This is a genomic window from Streptomyces sp. NPDC041784, from assembly GCF_055591025.1.
The window spans coordinates 454615-469266 of record NZ_JBVJAB010000003.1; the positions used below are offsets into that span (position 1 = coordinate 454615).

A 14652-nucleotide genomic window follows, 5' to 3' on the forward strand; every position below is an offset into this window, starting at 1 on the left:
TTTCGCCCCATCGACAGACTGGGCGGGATGGGGGCAGAGTGACCCCCGTCGGAGGGCAAGCGCTTTCTACCGGCTTCGATCAGCCTCTGTCAGCCTTCTGCCTGACTTCTCCCTGCGCCCCCGACCTCGATCACTCTCCCCGAAGGAGCAGACCGACGTGACGACCACGCGCAGAGCATTCGGAGCCCTCGCCGCCGGCGGCGCCCTGGCCGCCCTCGCCCCCGCCGGTGCCGCGAGCGCGATGCCCCGCCACCGCCGGCCGATCGCCCGCGACGACTTCCGCCGCGGGCTCGGGCAGTGGGCCGTGGAGCTGGAGCGGGGCGGGACCGTCACCGCCTCGCGCGGGATGCTGGAGGTCGACGTGCCCGCCGGGGCGACGATCTGGTTCCGGAGGCGACTCGAGGGGCCGTACGCCATCGAGTACACCGCCACCCCCGTCTCCGCGGGCGGGGTCAACGACCGGGTCTCCGACCTCAACAACTTCTGGAACGCCGTGGACGTCCGCTCCCCGGACGACCTCTTCGTCACCCCGCGCGGCGGCGCGCTCGCCGAGTACGACCACCTGAAGGCGTACTACGTCGGCTACGGCGCCAACACCAACACCACGACCCGGATGCGCCGTTACGTCGGCCTGGCGGGGGTGCGTCCGCTGATCCACGACTACACGGAGCCGCTGCTGATCGCCAATGAGCCGAACCGGGTCCGGATCGTCTCCGACGGCTCCACGGTGCGGTGGTGGAACAACGGGCGGCTCGTCTTCGACCACACCGACCAGGAGCCGTACACCGGCGGGCACTTCGCGTTCCGCACCACCTGGAGCCACTTCCGGTTCAGCAGCTTCCGGGTGTGGTCGCTTATTCCCTGATTGGCAAATTCTTTAAGAGTGGCTTATCTCACCGCCCGTCAACCCCTTCCTACGGTCGCGTAGGTCACATTGGAAGGGGAATCATGATCTGCCGTGGCAGACGATTCGAAGAATGACAACAGATCAGTGATCGGGTCGTACGTGGCGGTGGGGGACAGCTTCACCGAGGGCGTCGGCGACCCTGGCCCCGACGGGGCGTTCGTCGGCTGGGCCGACCGGTTCGCGGTACTTCTCGCGGACCGCCGGCCCGAGGGCGACTTCCGATACGCGAACCTGGCCGTGCGCGGCAAGCTGCTCGACCAGATCATGGAGGACCAGCTTCCGCAGGCGGTCGAACTGGCGCCCGACCTCGTCTCCTTCTGTGCGGGCGGCAACGACATCATCCGCCCCGGCACCGACCCGGACGAGGTCGCCGAACGCTTCGAAAGCGCGATCGCCGCGCTGACCGCCGTGTCCGGCACGGTCATGGTGACCACCGGCTTCGACACCCGTGGCGTTCCCGTGCTCAAGCATCTGCGCGGCAAGATCGCCACGTACAACGGGCACGTCCGTGCCGTCGCCGACCGCTACGGCTGTCCGGTGCTCGACCTGTGGTCCCTGCGGTCCGTGCAGGACCGCCGGGCCTGGGACGGCGACCGTCTCCACCTCTCCCCGGAGGGGCACACGCGCGTGGCGCTCCGGGCCGGGCAGGTCCTGGGGCTCGAAGTGCCCGCCGACCCGGAGCAGGCCTGGCCGCAGCTCCCGCCGCGCGGCACCCTCGAGGTCCGGCGGGACGACGTCCACTGGGCACGCGAGTATCTGGTGCCGTGGATCGGACGCCGGCTGCGCGGGGAGTCCTCGGGCGACCATGTGACCGCCAAGGGCAGGCTGGCCCCGGAGGAGATCCGGATGCGGATCGCCTCGGTGGCGTGAGCGAACGGGCGGCCGGCCGCAGGTGTCGCGCGGTCGGCCGCCTCACCGGTGACGGTGAGTCGGCCGCTCCACCAGTGAGGTGATCGGACGGGAGTGGCGCGCGGGCGCGCGCGGATCCGGGTGCTGGGATGACCGCACACCCTCCCGTCCGCCCCTCCGAAGGACCGGTTCCGCATGCGCCTCACCCGTACGCCCGTCGCCGCGGCCCTCGTCTCCCTCCTCGCCCTCGGACTGCCGGCCGTCGCCGCGCCCACCGCGGCCGCGCTGCCCGGCCACCCCGCCGCCGCGCGGGTCGCCCCCACCCCCGCCACCCTCACCGTGACCGGTGAGGGCAGCGCCACCGCCCAGCCCGATCTCGCGGTCGTCGCCGCGGCCGTGGAGGCATCGGGCCCCTCCTCGCAGGCGGCGCTCGACAAGCAGAGCAAGGCGGCCCGCGCGCTGCTGGCCGCCGTCCGCGCCAAGGGCGTCGCCGAACGGGACGTCCGCACGGACAACATCTCCCTCCACCCCGTCTACGACAACGCGAGCGGCAGCTCCCGGCTGAAGGGGTACCAGGCCGCGCAGTTCTTCTCCGTGAAGGTCCGTGAGGTGGAACGGACCGGGGCGGTGCTCCAGGCGATCACCGACGCCACCGGTGCCGCGGGCCGGATCAACTCCGTTGCCTTCGAGGTCTCCGACCCGGTGCCGCTCCAGGCCCGCGCCCGGGAGGCCGCGCACGACGACGCCCGTGCCAAGGCCGAGCAGTTCGCCCGGCTCAGCGGCCACGAGCTGGGCCGGCTGGTCTCGCTCAGCGAGGACTCCGTCGGCTACCCGCGCCCCATGGCCCAGGCCTCGGACGCTGCCGCCGGCTCCGGCACGGTGCCGGTCGCACCCGGCGAGATCCGCGCGACGGTGACGGTGACGGCCGTCTACGAAGTGGTCTGACGGCCATTCACGAAGTGGTTCGAGAAGTGATTTGAGCGACGGACCGGGCGGCGCGGGGACGCGCGTCGGCCGCGGGCCGGAACCGGTCGTCGAGGGGGACCGCCGGTCGGCCTAGGAGCCCGCCGGCGGCTCCCGGCGCTCCTTGGCGCTCAACGTCCCGGGGGCCAGCCCGAGTTCCCGGGCCACGGCCTCGTCGACCCACGCCTGGGCGCGGGCCCGGGACACCGCGCCCCCGTAGGACGTCAGCTGCACGGCGAGGCCGTCGAGAAGAGCGGTCAGCCGCAGGGCCGTACCCGCCGGGTCCGGGCAGCGGAACTCGCCCGCGGCGACGCCCTCCGCGATCACCTCGGCGAGCGCGGCCTTCCACTCCCGGTCGAGGTCCCGGGCGACCTCCCGCAGCGCGGGCTCGCGCAGTGCCACCGCCCAGCCCTCGATCCACAGCCGCCACCCCTTGGCCTGCCCCGTGGGCGCGTACCAGCGGACCGCCGACCGCAGTCGGCGCAGCGCGGTCGTCCGGCGGCCGAGCAGGCCGCGCAGCCGGGCCAGGTCGTCCTCGGCGGCGTGCGCGAAGGCGGCGGCGACCAGCTTCTCCTTGGTCGAGAAGTGGTACAGCACCAGCGCGTTGCTCACCCCGAGGGACGCGGCCACGTCGGCGATCCTGACCGCCGCCACGCCCCGCGCCTCGATCTGCTCGATGGCGGCCCGCAGCAGCTCCTCACGCCGCTCGGCCACGCTCAACCGCACCCTCGCCACGCCGTCACCCTACACAGGGGCCACGACCTGCGCCGATGCCCTACCGGTGGCGGCCGAACCGCTCCGCGACCACCGCCAGCCGCTGCTCGGCGACGGCGTGCGCGGCGGCCCGGGGCGTGCTGCCGTCCGCCTCCGCGCGCGTCAGCACCAGCTCCACCAGGGCCCGCATCGCGCGGCGCGTGTACGCGAAGGCCTCGTCGGCGTCCGCGCCGATGTCGCCGAACAGCGTCCACCACCACCAGGCGTTCGTCCCGGAGTTCACGACGACGTCCGGCAGCACGCTCACCCCGCGCGCGTGCAGCAGCGCCTCGGCCTCCGGCAGGACGGGCATGTTGGCCGCCTCGGCGATCCACCGGGCCCCGATCCGCCCCTGCTCCTCGACGCCGATGGTGTACGACACGGCCGCGGGCACCAGCACCTCCGCCGCCACCGACAGCCAGGCGTCGCCCGGCAGCTCACGGTCCCCGGGGCGCAGCACGGCGCGGTCCACGGCGCCGTGGCCGTCCCGCGCGGCGAGCAGCGCCTCCACGTCGAGGCCGGCCGGGTTGACGATCGTGCCCTTGACATCGGCGACCGCCACCACCGTCAGGCCCGCGCGCGCGAGGAAGCGTGCGGTGGCCCCGCCCATGGTCCCCAGGCCCTGGAGCGCGACCCGCGTCCCGGCGTACGGCACCCCGGCCCGGTCCAGGGCGGTCAGCACCGACTCGGCGACCCCGCAGCCGCCGACCAGCTCGTCCAGCCCGATGCCGTCCACCTCGACGGCGAAGGCGTCCGCCAGCCGCGCGCGGGCCGCCGTCTCGTCGTCGAGCAGCGGGTAGACGGCCTGCACGGAGGACACGAGCCCCGCCTCGGCGGCCGCCCGGTCCACCAGGTCCTGGGTCAGCCCCAGGTCCTCGCCGGTGGTCCAGCAGCTCTCCACGTACGGCCGCACCGCGCGCAGGTAGCGCACCAGCAGCCCGTACGCCTCCGGGTCCCGGGGGTCGCAGTCGATGCCGCCCTTGGCCCCGCCCAGGGGGACGTAGCGGGCCCGCGGGTCGTAGTGCAGCGCCTCCTTGAGGCTCATGCCGTGGGCGAGCCCGGTGACCTCGTCGAGGGTGCAGCCCTCGCGCATCCGCAGACCGCCGCTGCACACCCCGCGCACCAGCCGGTCGACGACCAGGAAGCCCTGGCGGCCGGTGACGTCGTCGGTCCAGGTGAGGGAGACGAACGGGGCGGCGGTCTGGCGGACCGGGGTGGCCATGGGGACTCCTCGACCGGGGACATTTTACTGAACAGCGAGTCAGTATCGGGAGCCGGGCGGGGGCCTGTCAACGCGGAGCGGACGGCGGCCGTGACCGGGGCACCGTCGTGTTGTCGGAGGGGGCGACCATAATGGAATGCCTCAGCGACTCCACCTGGAGGTACCGTGTCCGGTTTCCGTTCCATGAGCTCCGGGCTCCGCGCGTTGCAGCCCGAGGCCTTCGGCGCGGACCCGAGCGGTGAGCGCATGGCGCGCATCCGCAGATCGCCCCACTTCAAGGACGGCGTCTTCCAGAACCCCGGCGGCCTCGCCCGCACCCGCCCCTCGGGTTCGGCGCTCGAATTCGCCAAGGTCTTCTTCGACCGGGACGAACGGCCGCGCCGTTCCCCCGCGGGCACGGTGCCGGTGCACGCCACCACCCTCGCCGACCTGGCCCGGCCGCCCGCCACGGGGCTGAGGCTGACCTGGATGGGGCACTCCAGCGTGCTCGCGGAGATCGACGGGCAGCGCGTGCTCTTCGACCCGGTCTGGGGCGACCGCTGCTCTCCGTTCGCCTTCGCGGGCCCCAAGCGGCTGCACCCGGTCCCGCTGCCGCTCGCCGCGCTCGGCCCGGTCGACGTCGTCGTCATCTCCCACGACCACTACGACCACCTGGACATGCCCACGATCAAGGCGCTGGCGGGCACCGACACCCTGTTCGCCGTGCCGCTCGGCGTGGGCGCCCACCTGGAGCACTGGGGTGTGTCCGCCGACCGGCTGCGGGAGCTGGACTGGCACGAGGTGACCAAGGTCGGCGGACTCACCCTCACCGCGACCCCGGCCCGCCACTTCTGCGGCCGCGGCCTGCGCAACACCCAGCACACCCTCTGGGCCTCCTGGGTCGTCGAGGGCGAGCGGCACCGGATCTACCACAGTGGCGACACCGGCTACTTCGACGGCTTCACGGACATCGGCGCCGACCACGGCCCGTTCGACGCCACGATGATCCAGATCGGCGCGTACTCGGACTTCTGGCCCGACATCCACATGACACCCGAGGAGGGCGTGCGCGCCCATCTCGACCTTCAGGGCGGCGAGCCGGCCGGGGTCCTGCTGCCGATCCACTGGGCCACCTTCAACCTCGCCACGCACGCGTGGGCGGAGCCGGGCGAGGGCACGCTGGCCCACGCGCGGGCCGTGGGGGCGCCCGTCGCCCTGCCGCGACCGGGCGAGCCCTTCGAGCCCGGCGGGGACGCCGTCCCGGCGCAGCCGTGGTGGCGGGGTGTGGCCCATGCCCCGGCGGGTGGCTGGCCGCCGCCGACCGAGGCGGCAGCGAAGGCCAAAGCAGATACAGAGCGTGATATCGAGAAGGGCGCGCCCGAGGACGGCGATGCCTCGGAGGTGGTTCCGGCGGGCTGACCGGGGTCCGGCGGTACATGACGGCGAGGGCCGGGGAGTCGAGGACTCCCCGGCCCTCGCCGTCTGCATGAGAGCATCTCTGACCAGGTCTGATCGGATTCTTTTCGAGCTTGATGCGGGAGATCGCCGCACTATCGCTCTGCCGTGCGAAGGCTCATACCAGAGCGGGACCCTCTGCGGGGGACTTTGTCAACTGCCCACCGCACATGATGCCTTGGCGACTACTGTGAGTGTCCGTCGGGCGACGTGGGGCCGAATTCTTCGGCCCCCGCGACCGACACCGCGATGGCGCATGCCCGGGCCGCGCATCCTGCGCGAGCCACCAGGCCCGACGGACCCAGTACGAGGACACCGATGTCTCACCTCCGCGCACCGGCCGCACGCGCAGACCGCCGTGAGGGCGGGCGGCACGGACGGCCGGCAGTCCGCACCGCACCCGCGACGGCCGAGACACACATACGGCCCCAGCTGCTGCGGCTCGCCGTGCTCCCGCCCACCGCGGTCGCCCTGAGCGCCTCCGCGGCCGTGCTGTTCGCCGTGCGCTCCACCGGCGCCCGACCGAGCGCCACCCTGTGGGCGGTCCTGACCTGCGCGGTCGCGGTGACCGGCGTGGGCATCGTGGTCGCCGCCGTGGCCGCCGACCGCGCAGCCCGCTCCGTCAGCGACCGCATCGCGGCCCTGCGCCGGCACAGCGCGCGCGGCGAGGCCGACCTGCGCGCGCTCATCGAGGCGCTGCGCCGCGGCGAGGCCCCGCCCCAGCGCAAGACGCGCGGCGGGCCGCCCGGCGACGCCGACGAGTTCGAGCTGCTCGCCGCCGACCTCGCCCGCGCGCACGACGGGGCCGTCGGCGCCGTCGTGCAGGCCTCCCAGCTGTCCAGCCAGGCAGGCAGCGAACAGAAACTCGAGGTCTTCGTCAACCTCGCGCGACGGCTTCAGTCGCTCGTGCACCGCGAGATCTCCATCCTCGACGAGCTGGAGAACGAGATCGAGGACCCGGCCCTGCTCAAGGGCCTGTTCCACGTCGACCACCTCGCCACCCGCATCCGCCGCCACGCCGAGAACCTCGCCGTGCTCGGCGGGGCGGTGTCCCGGCGCCAGTGGAGCAACCCCGTCTCCATGACCGAGGTGCTGCGCTCCGCCATCGCCGAGGTCGAGCAGTACTCGCGGGTCCGGCTGGTCCCGCCGATCGACGGCGAACTGCGCGGACACGCCGTCGCCGACGTCATCCACCTGCTCGCCGAACTCGTCGAGAACGCCACGGTGTTCTCCGCCCCGCACACCCAGGTGCTGCTGCGCGCCAACCTCGTCACCTCGGGGCTCGCCGTCGAGGTCGAGGACCGCGGGCTCGGTATGCCCGTCGACGAGCAGAGCCGGATGAACGCCCTGCTCGCCGACCCCGACCAGGTCAACGTCGGCCGCCTGCTGGCCGACGGCCGCATCGGCCTGTTCGTCGTCTCCCAGCTGGCCCGCCGCCACGGCATCCGGGTCCGGTTGCAGAACAACATCTACGGCGGGGTCCAGGCCGTGCTCGTCGTACCGCAGGTTCTCCTGGGCTCCGCGCCGGGGCTCGTCCCGCAGGGGCAGCGGAACGCCGGCAGCGGTCCGCCGCCCGCGGCGTCGGCCGAGACTCCGGCCCACGGTGTACCGGGAGTGGATCCGGCGTCGTCCGGCAATGGCAATGGCAATGGCAATGGCGACGGCGGCAGCGGTGCGCGGCACGCCGTCGCGCCCCCGCGCGGGGAGAGCGCGAACGGGACCGGCGGCCCCGGGGCACGGCCGGGCATCGCTCCGGGGGCGCCACGCCCGACCGAGCGGCACCCCGCTCCTTCCGGGCACCAGCCGCCCCACCGTTCCGAGCCTTCCGGCGCTCAGCCGGTGGCGTCCGACTCCACCACCGCCCGGCTGCCCCGCAGGGGGCGGCCCGTGCCACCCGTACCGGGTACCGCCGGGACCGCGGCGACCCCGTCCGGCCGGAACGGCGCTCCGCGTACCGGCGGACCGGCCGTCCACGGCGGGAGCGGGCCCGCGCCGCGGGCCGACGCCGCCGACCTCGGCCGAGGCGGCGTCACCCCGGGAGACGGCGCCGGAGCCCCGGGCCGGGACGCCCGGTCCGGATCCGAGCGGCCGCGGGGCAACGGTTCCCCGGAGCCGTCCGGCACCGCGTCCCGGCCGCCGCGGCACGACCAGGCGTCGTCGAACGACCGCGGCGCGGCCCCGCTGCCCGTGCGGGGCGCGCACGAGGAGCGGGCCAATCCCGCCGAGGCCGTGCCCGGTATCCGGCCCGGTGAGCGGGCCCTCGTCGAGGGCAACGCGGGCATCGTGCCCGTCCCGCGCAGCAGCGCCGTGCGCGGCACCATGGGCAAGCCGCAGCTGCCCCGCCGCCGCGCCCAGGAGCACATCGCGCCCCAGCTGCGCGGCGGACCGGCGCCGCGCCAGGACACCGAGCAGCCCGTCGGCCACGACCCGGGGCTGATGGCCGCCTTCCAGCGGGGCATCGGTCTCGCCGAGGCCCAGCAGAGCCTGGAGGCGGAGGTCATGGAGTCGGCGCCGTTCCCGGCCTGGGAGACCCTGGAGCGAAGTTCGTACCCGGTGTCCGGGGCCCTGGAAGCGGCCCTGCGGACGGCCTCGAACCCGCCGACCGCGCCCGCACCGCCCTCCACCGCGAGGCCCACGGGCCCGACCGGACACCCGGTGCCGGACGACCTCCCCGCTTCCCGGTGGCCCGTCCGGGACGCCGCCTCGGCCCCGTCCCCCCTCACCCCGCCGTACTCCAGGGACGTACCGACCACCCCCACGTCCCCCATATCCGAGGCGACGCCCCCGCACGCGCCCGTGTCCCCCCGGGCCCACGGCGTGCGCGACGGGCTGGCCGCACCGGGAAACGGTGCCGGCACCGACCACCCCACCCCCCGGCACGACGGGAGCGCATCCTCCGGATGACCAGCGCGATCACCCCCACCCCCACCCCCAGCGCTTCCGCGGACCTTCGTACCCCAAGGAGTCGATCCACCATGGCGAGCGATGCGCCGACCGGCCAGGTATCCGATCTCGACTGGCTGATGAGCGGTCTCGTGCAGCGCGTACCGCACACCACGAGCGCCGTGCTGCTCTCGTGCGACGGACTCGTGAAGTCGGTCCACGGCCTCGACCCCGACAGCGCCGACCACATGGCCGCCCTGGCCTCCGGCCTCTACTCCCTCGGCCGCAGCGCCGGCGTCCGCTTCGGGGACGGCGGGGACGTCCGGCAGGTCGTCGTCGAGCTGGACTCGACGCTGCTGTTCGTCACCACCGCCGGCTCCGGGACGTGTCTCGCCGTGCTGGCCGGCCGCGAGGCCGACGCCGCCGTGCTCGGCTACGAGATGTCCATGCTCGTCAAGAGCGTGCGGCCGTATCTGATGACCGCGCCCCGGCAGCACGCCGTCGAACCCTCGGTGACGGGACCTTGAGCGTGGCGGCAGCCGGTGACGGGCCCTGGCTCGACGACGCGGCCGGACGACTGGTGCGCCCGTTCACGGTCAGCAACGGCCGGACCGAGCCGAGCGTCGCCCTGGACCTGATGTCCCAGGTGATGGCCACCGGAGTGACCCCCTTCGGCTACCTCGGCCCCGAGCACGCGCAGGCCCTCGACCTGTGCCGCGCTCCCGTCCCGGTCGCCGAGGTCGCCGCCCATCTGAAGCTGCCGGCGGTGGTCACCAAGGTGCTGCTGTCGGACCTCGTGGACTGCGGGGCGCTGACCACCAAGCCCCCCGAGTTCCACCACAACCCCACCGACCGGGCCCTACTGGAGGCAGTGCTCGATGGACTACGACGACAGCTCTGAGAGCGACGGCCACGACGCGTACGACGCCGGCCCCGACCCCTTCCCCACCGCGCTGAAGATCCTGGTCGCGGGAGGTTTCGGAGTCGGCAAGACGACGTTCGTCGGCGCCGTGAGCGAGATCGCGCCGCTCAGTACCGAGGAGCTGCTCACCACGGTCGGCGCCGCGACCGACAACCTCGACGGCATCGAGAACAAGGTCGAGACGACCGTCGCCATGGACTTCGGCCGGATCAGCCTGGACCCGCGGCACGTCCTGTACCTGTTCGGCACGCCGGGACAGGAGCGGTTCTGGTTCATGTGGGACGAACTGTCCGAGGGCGCCCTCGGCGCGGTCATCCTCGCCGACACCCGCCGTCTGGAGGAATGCTTCGCGGCCGTCGACTTCTTCGAGGAACGCGGCCTCGGCTTCATCGTGGCCATCAACGAGTTCGACGGCGCCCACCGCTACGCCCCGGACGAGGTGCGGGCCGCCCTCGACCTGGACCCGGACATCCCCGTCGTGCGCTGCGACGCCCGGATCTCCGCCTCGGGCGTCCAGACCCTGCTCACCCTCGTCCGCCACCTCATCGCCCACGCGCCCGCGGCGCCCCAGCCGAGCCGCGGCGCCCACATGTGACCCCTGTCCCCGACCCACCGGAGCCGCACATGCCACACGTCCACAGCGACGGAGACCGGCCATGAGCTACGACCCGCCGCGCACGGGCGGTCGTCTGCTGCTCACCCCGGACGACCGGGAGGCTCCCGCCCGCACCCTCAGGCTGCGCCGACTCGGCCTCGGGGAACAGCCGGAGCCCGCCCTGGACGCCTTCGCGGACCGGCTCGCCGAGCTGGCCGGCACGCCGTACGCCATGGTCAACTTCCTGGAGGAGGAGCGGCAGTTCTTCGCCGGACTGCACACCCCGCCAGGGGGCCGTGCCGCCCGCGGCGGCAAGCCCGCGGTGGGCCGCCGGCTGACCCGGGAGTACGGCTACTGCCCGCACGTCGTCGTCCGGCGCAGGGCGCTGGCCCTGGAGGACGTCGGCGACTACCCGCGGTTCGCCTGCAATCCGCTGGTCGACGAGTACGGCATCCGCTCCTACCTCGGTGCCCCGCTGATCGACTCGACCGGCATGGCGCTCGGCACGGTGTGCGTCGCCGACCTCGCGCCTCGGCCCTGGGGGAAGGCCGGGCTGGAGACCATCAAGGCGACGGCCGCCGACCTCGTCGTCCTGCTGGAGGGGCGGACGCTGCCGTAGGGGACAGGTGTGCGAGGTGGTGGGGAGCGGATGCTCGAGGCGTAGGGGCGGGTGCTTAAGGAAAGCTGACGCGGCGCTTAAGAAAAGCTCGATGGACCGGGTGGGCGGAATGCGGCAGATTGCTGTCCGAATCCACACCCCTCCCCGGACGCGGGGCGCTTCGGCCTGCCCGCGCCCGGGACCTCACCACAGGAGCCGCAGCTTGAAGGCGCTGGTCAAGGAGAAGGCGGAGCCCGGGCTGTGGCTCACGGACGTTCCGGAGCCCGCCGTCGGGCCCGGGGACGTACTGATCAAGGTCCTGCGGACCGGCATCTGCGGCACCGACCTGCACATCCGGGCCTGGGACGGCTGGGCGCAGCAGGCGATCCGCACGCCACTGGTGGTCGGGCACGAGTTCGTCGGTGAGGTCGTCGGGACCGGGCGGGACGTCGCCGACGTGCAGGTCGGCGACCGGGTGAGCGGCGAGGGGCATCTCGTCTGCGGCAAGTGCCGCAACTGTCTCGCCGGGCGCCGCCACCTCTGCCGGGCCACGGTCGGGCTCGGGGTCGGGCGGGACGGGGCGTTCGCCGAGTACGTCGCGCTGCCCGCGTCCAACGTGTGGGTGCACCGGGTGCCGGTCGACCTCGACATCGCGGCGATCTTCGACCCGTTCGGCAACGCCGTGCACACCGCCCTGTCCTTCCCGCTGGTCGGCGAGGACGTCCTGATCACCGGCGCCGGGCCGATCGGCCTCATGGCCGCCGCCGTCGCCCGGCACGCGGGCGCCCGCCACGTGATGATCACCGACGTGAGCGAGGAGCGGCTGGAGCTGGCCCGCAAGATCGGTGCGAGCCTCGCGCTGAACGTCGCCGCCTCGTCCATCGCCGACGGGCAGCGGGAGCTGGGCCTGCGCGAGGGCTTCGACATCGGCCTGGAGATGTCCGGCCGGCCCGAGGCCATGCGGGACATGATCGCCAACATGACGCACGGCGGCCGGATCGCCATGCTCGGCCTGCCCGCCGAGGAGTTCCCGGTCGACTGGGCCCGGATCGTCACCTCGATGATCACCATCAAGGGCATCTACGGCCGCGAGATGTTCGAGACCTGGTACGCGATGTCGGTCCTCCTGGAGGGCGGCCTGGACCTCGCCCCCGTGATCACCGGCCGGTACGGCTACCGCGACTTCGAGGCGGCGTTCGCCGACGCGGCGAGCGGCCGCGGCGGCAAGGTCATCCTCGACTGGACCGCGTGACACCGCTTCACCTCGCGTAACTCCCTTTCGGCGAAGGCACTTTAGGAGCTTCTCCCATGTTCGACTCCGTGCGCGACGACCTGCGCGCCACCCTCGACGAGATCCGCGCCGCCGGACTGCACAAGCCCGAGCGCGTCATCGGCACCCCGCAGTCCGCGACCGTCGCCGTCACCGCGGGCGGCCGTCCCGGTGAGGTCCTCAACTTCTGCGCCAACAACTACCTGGGCCTCGCCGACCACCCCGAGGTGATCGCGGCCGCCCACCAGGCCCTGGACCGCTGGGGCTACGGCATGGCGTCCGTGCGCTTCATCTGCGGCACGCAGGAGGTGCACAAGGAGCTGGAGGCGCGGCTGTCCGCGTTCCTCGGCCAGGAGGACACGATCCTCTACTCCTCCTGCTTCGACGCCAACGGCGGTGTCTTCGAGACCCTGCTCGGCCCCGAGGACGCGGTGATCTCCGACGCCCTCAACCACGCCTCGATCATCGACGGCATCCGGCTGTCCAAGGCCCGCCGCTTCCGGTACGCCAACCGTGACCTGGAGGACCTGGAGCGCCAGCTGAAGGACGCGTCCGACGCGCGGCGCCGACTGATCGTCACCGACGGCGTCTTCTCCATGGACGGCTATGTGGCGCCGCTGGCCGAGATCTGCGACCTCGCCGACCGCTACGACGCGATGGTCATGGTCGACGACTCGCACGCCGTCGGCTTCGTCGGCCCCGGCGGCCGCGGCACCCCCGAGCTGCACGGTGTGATGGACCGCGTCGACATCATCACCGGCACCCTGGGCAAGGCGCTCGGCGGCGCCTCCGGCGGTTATGTCGCCGCCCGCGCCGAGATCGTCGCCCTGCTGCGCCAGCGCTCCCGCCCGTACCTCTTCTCCAACACGCTGGCCCCGGTGATCGCGGCCGCCTCGCTGAAGGTCCTCGACCTGCTGGAGTCGGCGGACGACCTGCGGGTCCAGCTCGCCGAGAACACCGCGCTCTTCCGGCGCCGGATGACCGAGGAGGGCTTCGAGATCCTCCCCGGCGACCACGCCATCGCGCCTGTGATGATCGGCGACGCGTCGAAGGCGGGCCGCCTGGCCGAGCTGCTGCTGGAGCGCGGGGTGTACGTGATCGGCTTCTCCTACCCGGTCGTCCCGCAGGGCCAGGCCCGGATCCGCGTCCAGCTGTCCGCCGCCCACTCCACCGAGGACGTCAACCGCGCGGTGGACGCCTTCGTGGCGGCCCGCGCGGAGCTGGAGGGCTGAGCGGTCTGCGGGAATCGCGAGAACCACGAGAACCGCGAGGACCGAGTGGGCTGAACGGCCCCGACATATTGCGATAATCGATCCCATGATCGAAGCGCGGCGGCTCCACATCCTCCGTGCGGTGGCCGACCACCGCACCGTGACGGCGGCGGCCGCCGCGCTGTACCTCACCCCCTCCGCCGTCTCCCAGCAGCTCTCCGCCCTGGAGCAGGAGACCGGCCACCGCCTGGTCGAACGCAGCGCCAAGGGCGTACGGCTCACCCCGGCCGGCGAGATCCTGCTCGCCCACACCCATGTCGTCCTCGCCCAGCTGGAGCGGGCGGAGGCGGAACTGGCCGCGTACGGCTCCGGGGAGGCCGGCACGGTCACCGTCGCCGCCTTCGCGACCGGTATCGCGCTGGTCGTCGCGCCCGCGGTGGCCCGGCTGGCCCGCACCGCGCCGGGGATAAGGATCCGCGTCCAGGACGCCGAGGGCGACGCCAGCCTGCCGATGGTCCTCGACCGGCAGGTCGACGTCGCCGTGGCCGTCGAGTACCGCGGCGCTCCGGCCGCCGACGACCCCCGGCTCGCCCACGTCCCGCTGTACGCCGAGCCGTTCGACGCCGTCGTCCCGGTCAGCCACCGCCTCGCCGACGCCCCCGAGGTGCCGCTCGCGGAGCTGGCCAAGGACGCCTGGATCGGCCCCTACCCCGGCAACCCCTGCCATGACGTGGTGGTCCTGGCCTGCGAGAACGCCGGATTCCTGCCCCGGCTCGAACACTCCTCGGACGACTTCCGCGCGGTTGTCGCCCTCGCCTCCGCCGACGCGGGCGTGGCGCTCGTCCCGCGCTCGGCGCTGCGCGGCATGGACCTCACCGGCGTCGTCGTCCGCCCGATAGACGGGGCGGCTCCCACCCGCCGGGTCTTCGCGGCCGTACGCCGGGGCGCGGAGGAGCACCCGCTGATCCGGCCGGTCCTTGACGCTCTCGGCGAGGCGGCCCGGACGTGAGGCACACGTAACCCCGCTGTTTCATATCCGGGATAG

Annotated in this window: 14 protein-coding genes; 12 read left to right on the top strand and 2 right to left on the bottom strand. The window is 73.5% G+C overall.

All coding sequences use genetic code 11. The features are described 5' to 3' along the window. The first annotated feature begins 157 nt into the window (after positions 1-157). From ACZ6D7_RS08740 to ACZ6D7_RS08750, 3 genes are all read left to right on the top strand, one after another. Positions 158-865, top strand: a complete 708-nt coding sequence (locus tag ACZ6D7_RS08740) for a DUF6250 domain-containing protein (RefSeq protein ID WP_469485623.1) — start codon at positions 158-160, stop codon at positions 863-865. A gap of 126 nt (positions 866-991) precedes the next feature. Beyond that, positions 992-1777, top strand: coding sequence for an SGNH/GDSL hydrolase family protein (locus tag ACZ6D7_RS08745; RefSeq protein WP_469486047.1), 786 nt, complete (start codon positions 992-994; stop codon positions 1775-1777). A 174-nt stretch (positions 1778-1951) separates the two neighbouring features. Continuing rightward, on the top strand, positions 1952-2701 hold the full coding sequence (locus ACZ6D7_RS08750) for an SIMPL domain-containing protein (RefSeq protein WP_469485625.1): 750 nt from the start codon (positions 1952-1954) through the stop codon (positions 2699-2701). A gap of 111 nt (positions 2702-2812) precedes the next feature. On the opposite strand, the gene ACZ6D7_RS08755 is transcribed toward ACZ6D7_RS08750, so the two are convergent. Beyond that, the gene (locus ACZ6D7_RS08755; protein WP_469485628.1) at positions 2813-3433 is read right to left on the bottom strand and encodes a TetR/AcrR family transcriptional regulator; all 621 of its coding nucleotides are present in this window, start codon (positions 3431-3433) and stop codon (positions 2813-2815) included. A 61-nt stretch (positions 3434-3494) separates the two neighbouring features. Then, positions 3495-4694, bottom strand: coding sequence for a Glu/Leu/Phe/Val dehydrogenase dimerization domain-containing protein (locus ACZ6D7_RS08760; protein WP_469485632.1), 1200 nt, complete (start codon positions 4692-4694; stop codon positions 3495-3497). A 165-nt stretch (positions 4695-4859) separates the two neighbouring features. Here ACZ6D7_RS08760 and ACZ6D7_RS08765 point away from each other — a divergent pair, with 165 nt between their 5' ends. The 9 genes from ACZ6D7_RS08765 to ACZ6D7_RS08805 all read left to right on the top strand — a co-directional run bounded on the left by ACZ6D7_RS08765 (position 4860) and on the right by ACZ6D7_RS08805 (position 14616). Further along, complete coding sequence (locus ACZ6D7_RS08765; protein WP_469485634.1) at positions 4860-6092, top strand: MBL fold metallo-hydrolase; 1233 nt, start codon at positions 4860-4862, stop codon at positions 6090-6092. A gap of 354 nt (positions 6093-6446) precedes the next feature. Next, positions 6447-9032, top strand: coding sequence for a sensor histidine kinase (locus ACZ6D7_RS08770; RefSeq protein ID WP_469485637.1), 2586 nt, complete (start codon positions 6447-6449; stop codon positions 9030-9032). A 71-nt stretch (positions 9033-9103) separates the two neighbouring features. Continuing rightward, complete coding sequence (locus tag ACZ6D7_RS08775) at positions 9104-9538, top strand: roadblock/LC7 domain-containing protein (protein ID WP_189717307.1); 435 nt, start codon at positions 9104-9106, stop codon at positions 9536-9538. A gap of 2 nt (positions 9539-9540) precedes the next feature. Continuing rightward, positions 9541-9912: a DUF742 domain-containing protein gene (locus ACZ6D7_RS08780; protein ID WP_469485640.1), complete on the top strand. Its 372-nt coding sequence runs from the start codon at positions 9541-9543 to the stop codon at positions 9910-9912. Beyond that, positions 9890-10528, top strand: a complete 639-nt coding sequence (locus ACZ6D7_RS08785) for a GTP-binding protein (RefSeq protein WP_469485643.1) — start codon at positions 9890-9892, stop codon at positions 10526-10528. The genes ACZ6D7_RS08780 and ACZ6D7_RS08785 overlap by 23 nt, the downstream gene beginning before the upstream one ends. 61 nt (positions 10529-10589) lie before the next feature. Beyond that, the gene (locus ACZ6D7_RS08790) at positions 10590-11147 is read left to right on the top strand and encodes a GAF domain-containing protein (RefSeq protein WP_469485646.1); all 558 of its coding nucleotides are present in this window, start codon (positions 10590-10592) and stop codon (positions 11145-11147) included. 202 nt (positions 11148-11349) lie between these two features. Next, entirely contained in the window at positions 11350-12378 is a 1029-nt protein-coding gene (gene tdh, locus ACZ6D7_RS08795; RefSeq protein ID WP_469485649.1) for an L-threonine 3-dehydrogenase, read from the top strand. Between the two features lie 56 nt (positions 12379-12434). After that, positions 12435-13628, top strand: coding sequence for a glycine C-acetyltransferase (locus ACZ6D7_RS08800; protein WP_469485652.1), 1194 nt, complete (start codon positions 12435-12437; stop codon positions 13626-13628). Between the two features lie 85 nt (positions 13629-13713). After that, positions 13714-14616 (top strand): LysR family transcriptional regulator, encoded by a 903-nt coding sequence (locus tag ACZ6D7_RS08805; protein ID WP_469485654.1) that lies wholly within the window; start codon positions 13714-13716, stop codon positions 14614-14616. Positions 14617-14652 lie beyond the last annotated feature (36 nt).

Bases quoted from the DNA above. Each gene is read 5' to 3' on its own strand.
- ACZ6D7_RS08750 (WP_469485625.1), top strand. From the start codon at position 1,952: ATGCGCCTCACCCGTACGCCCGTCGCCGCGGCCCTCGTCTCCCTCCTC.
- ACZ6D7_RS08760 (WP_469485632.1), bottom strand. From the start codon at position 4,694: ATGGCCACCCCGGTCCGCCAGACCGCCGCCCCGTTCGTCTCCCTCACC.
- ACZ6D7_RS08770 (WP_469485637.1), top strand. From the start codon at position 6,447: ATGTCTCACCTCCGCGCACCGGCCGCACGCGCAGACCGCCGTGAGGGC.
- ACZ6D7_RS08775 (WP_189717307.1), top strand. From the start codon at position 9,104: ATGGCGAGCGATGCGCCGACCGGCCAGGTATCCGATCTCGACTGGCTG.
- ACZ6D7_RS08785 (WP_469485643.1), top strand. From the start codon at position 9,890: ATGGACTACGACGACAGCTCTGAGAGCGACGGCCACGACGCGTACGAC.
- ACZ6D7_RS08790 (WP_469485646.1), top strand. From the start codon at position 10,590: ATGAGCTACGACCCGCCGCGCACGGGCGGTCGTCTGCTGCTCACCCCG.
- ACZ6D7_RS08800 (WP_469485652.1), top strand. From the start codon at position 12,435: ATGTTCGACTCCGTGCGCGACGACCTGCGCGCCACCCTCGACGAGATC.
- ACZ6D7_RS08805 (WP_469485654.1), top strand. From the start codon at position 13,714: ATGATCGAAGCGCGGCGGCTCCACATCCTCCGTGCGGTGGCCGACCAC.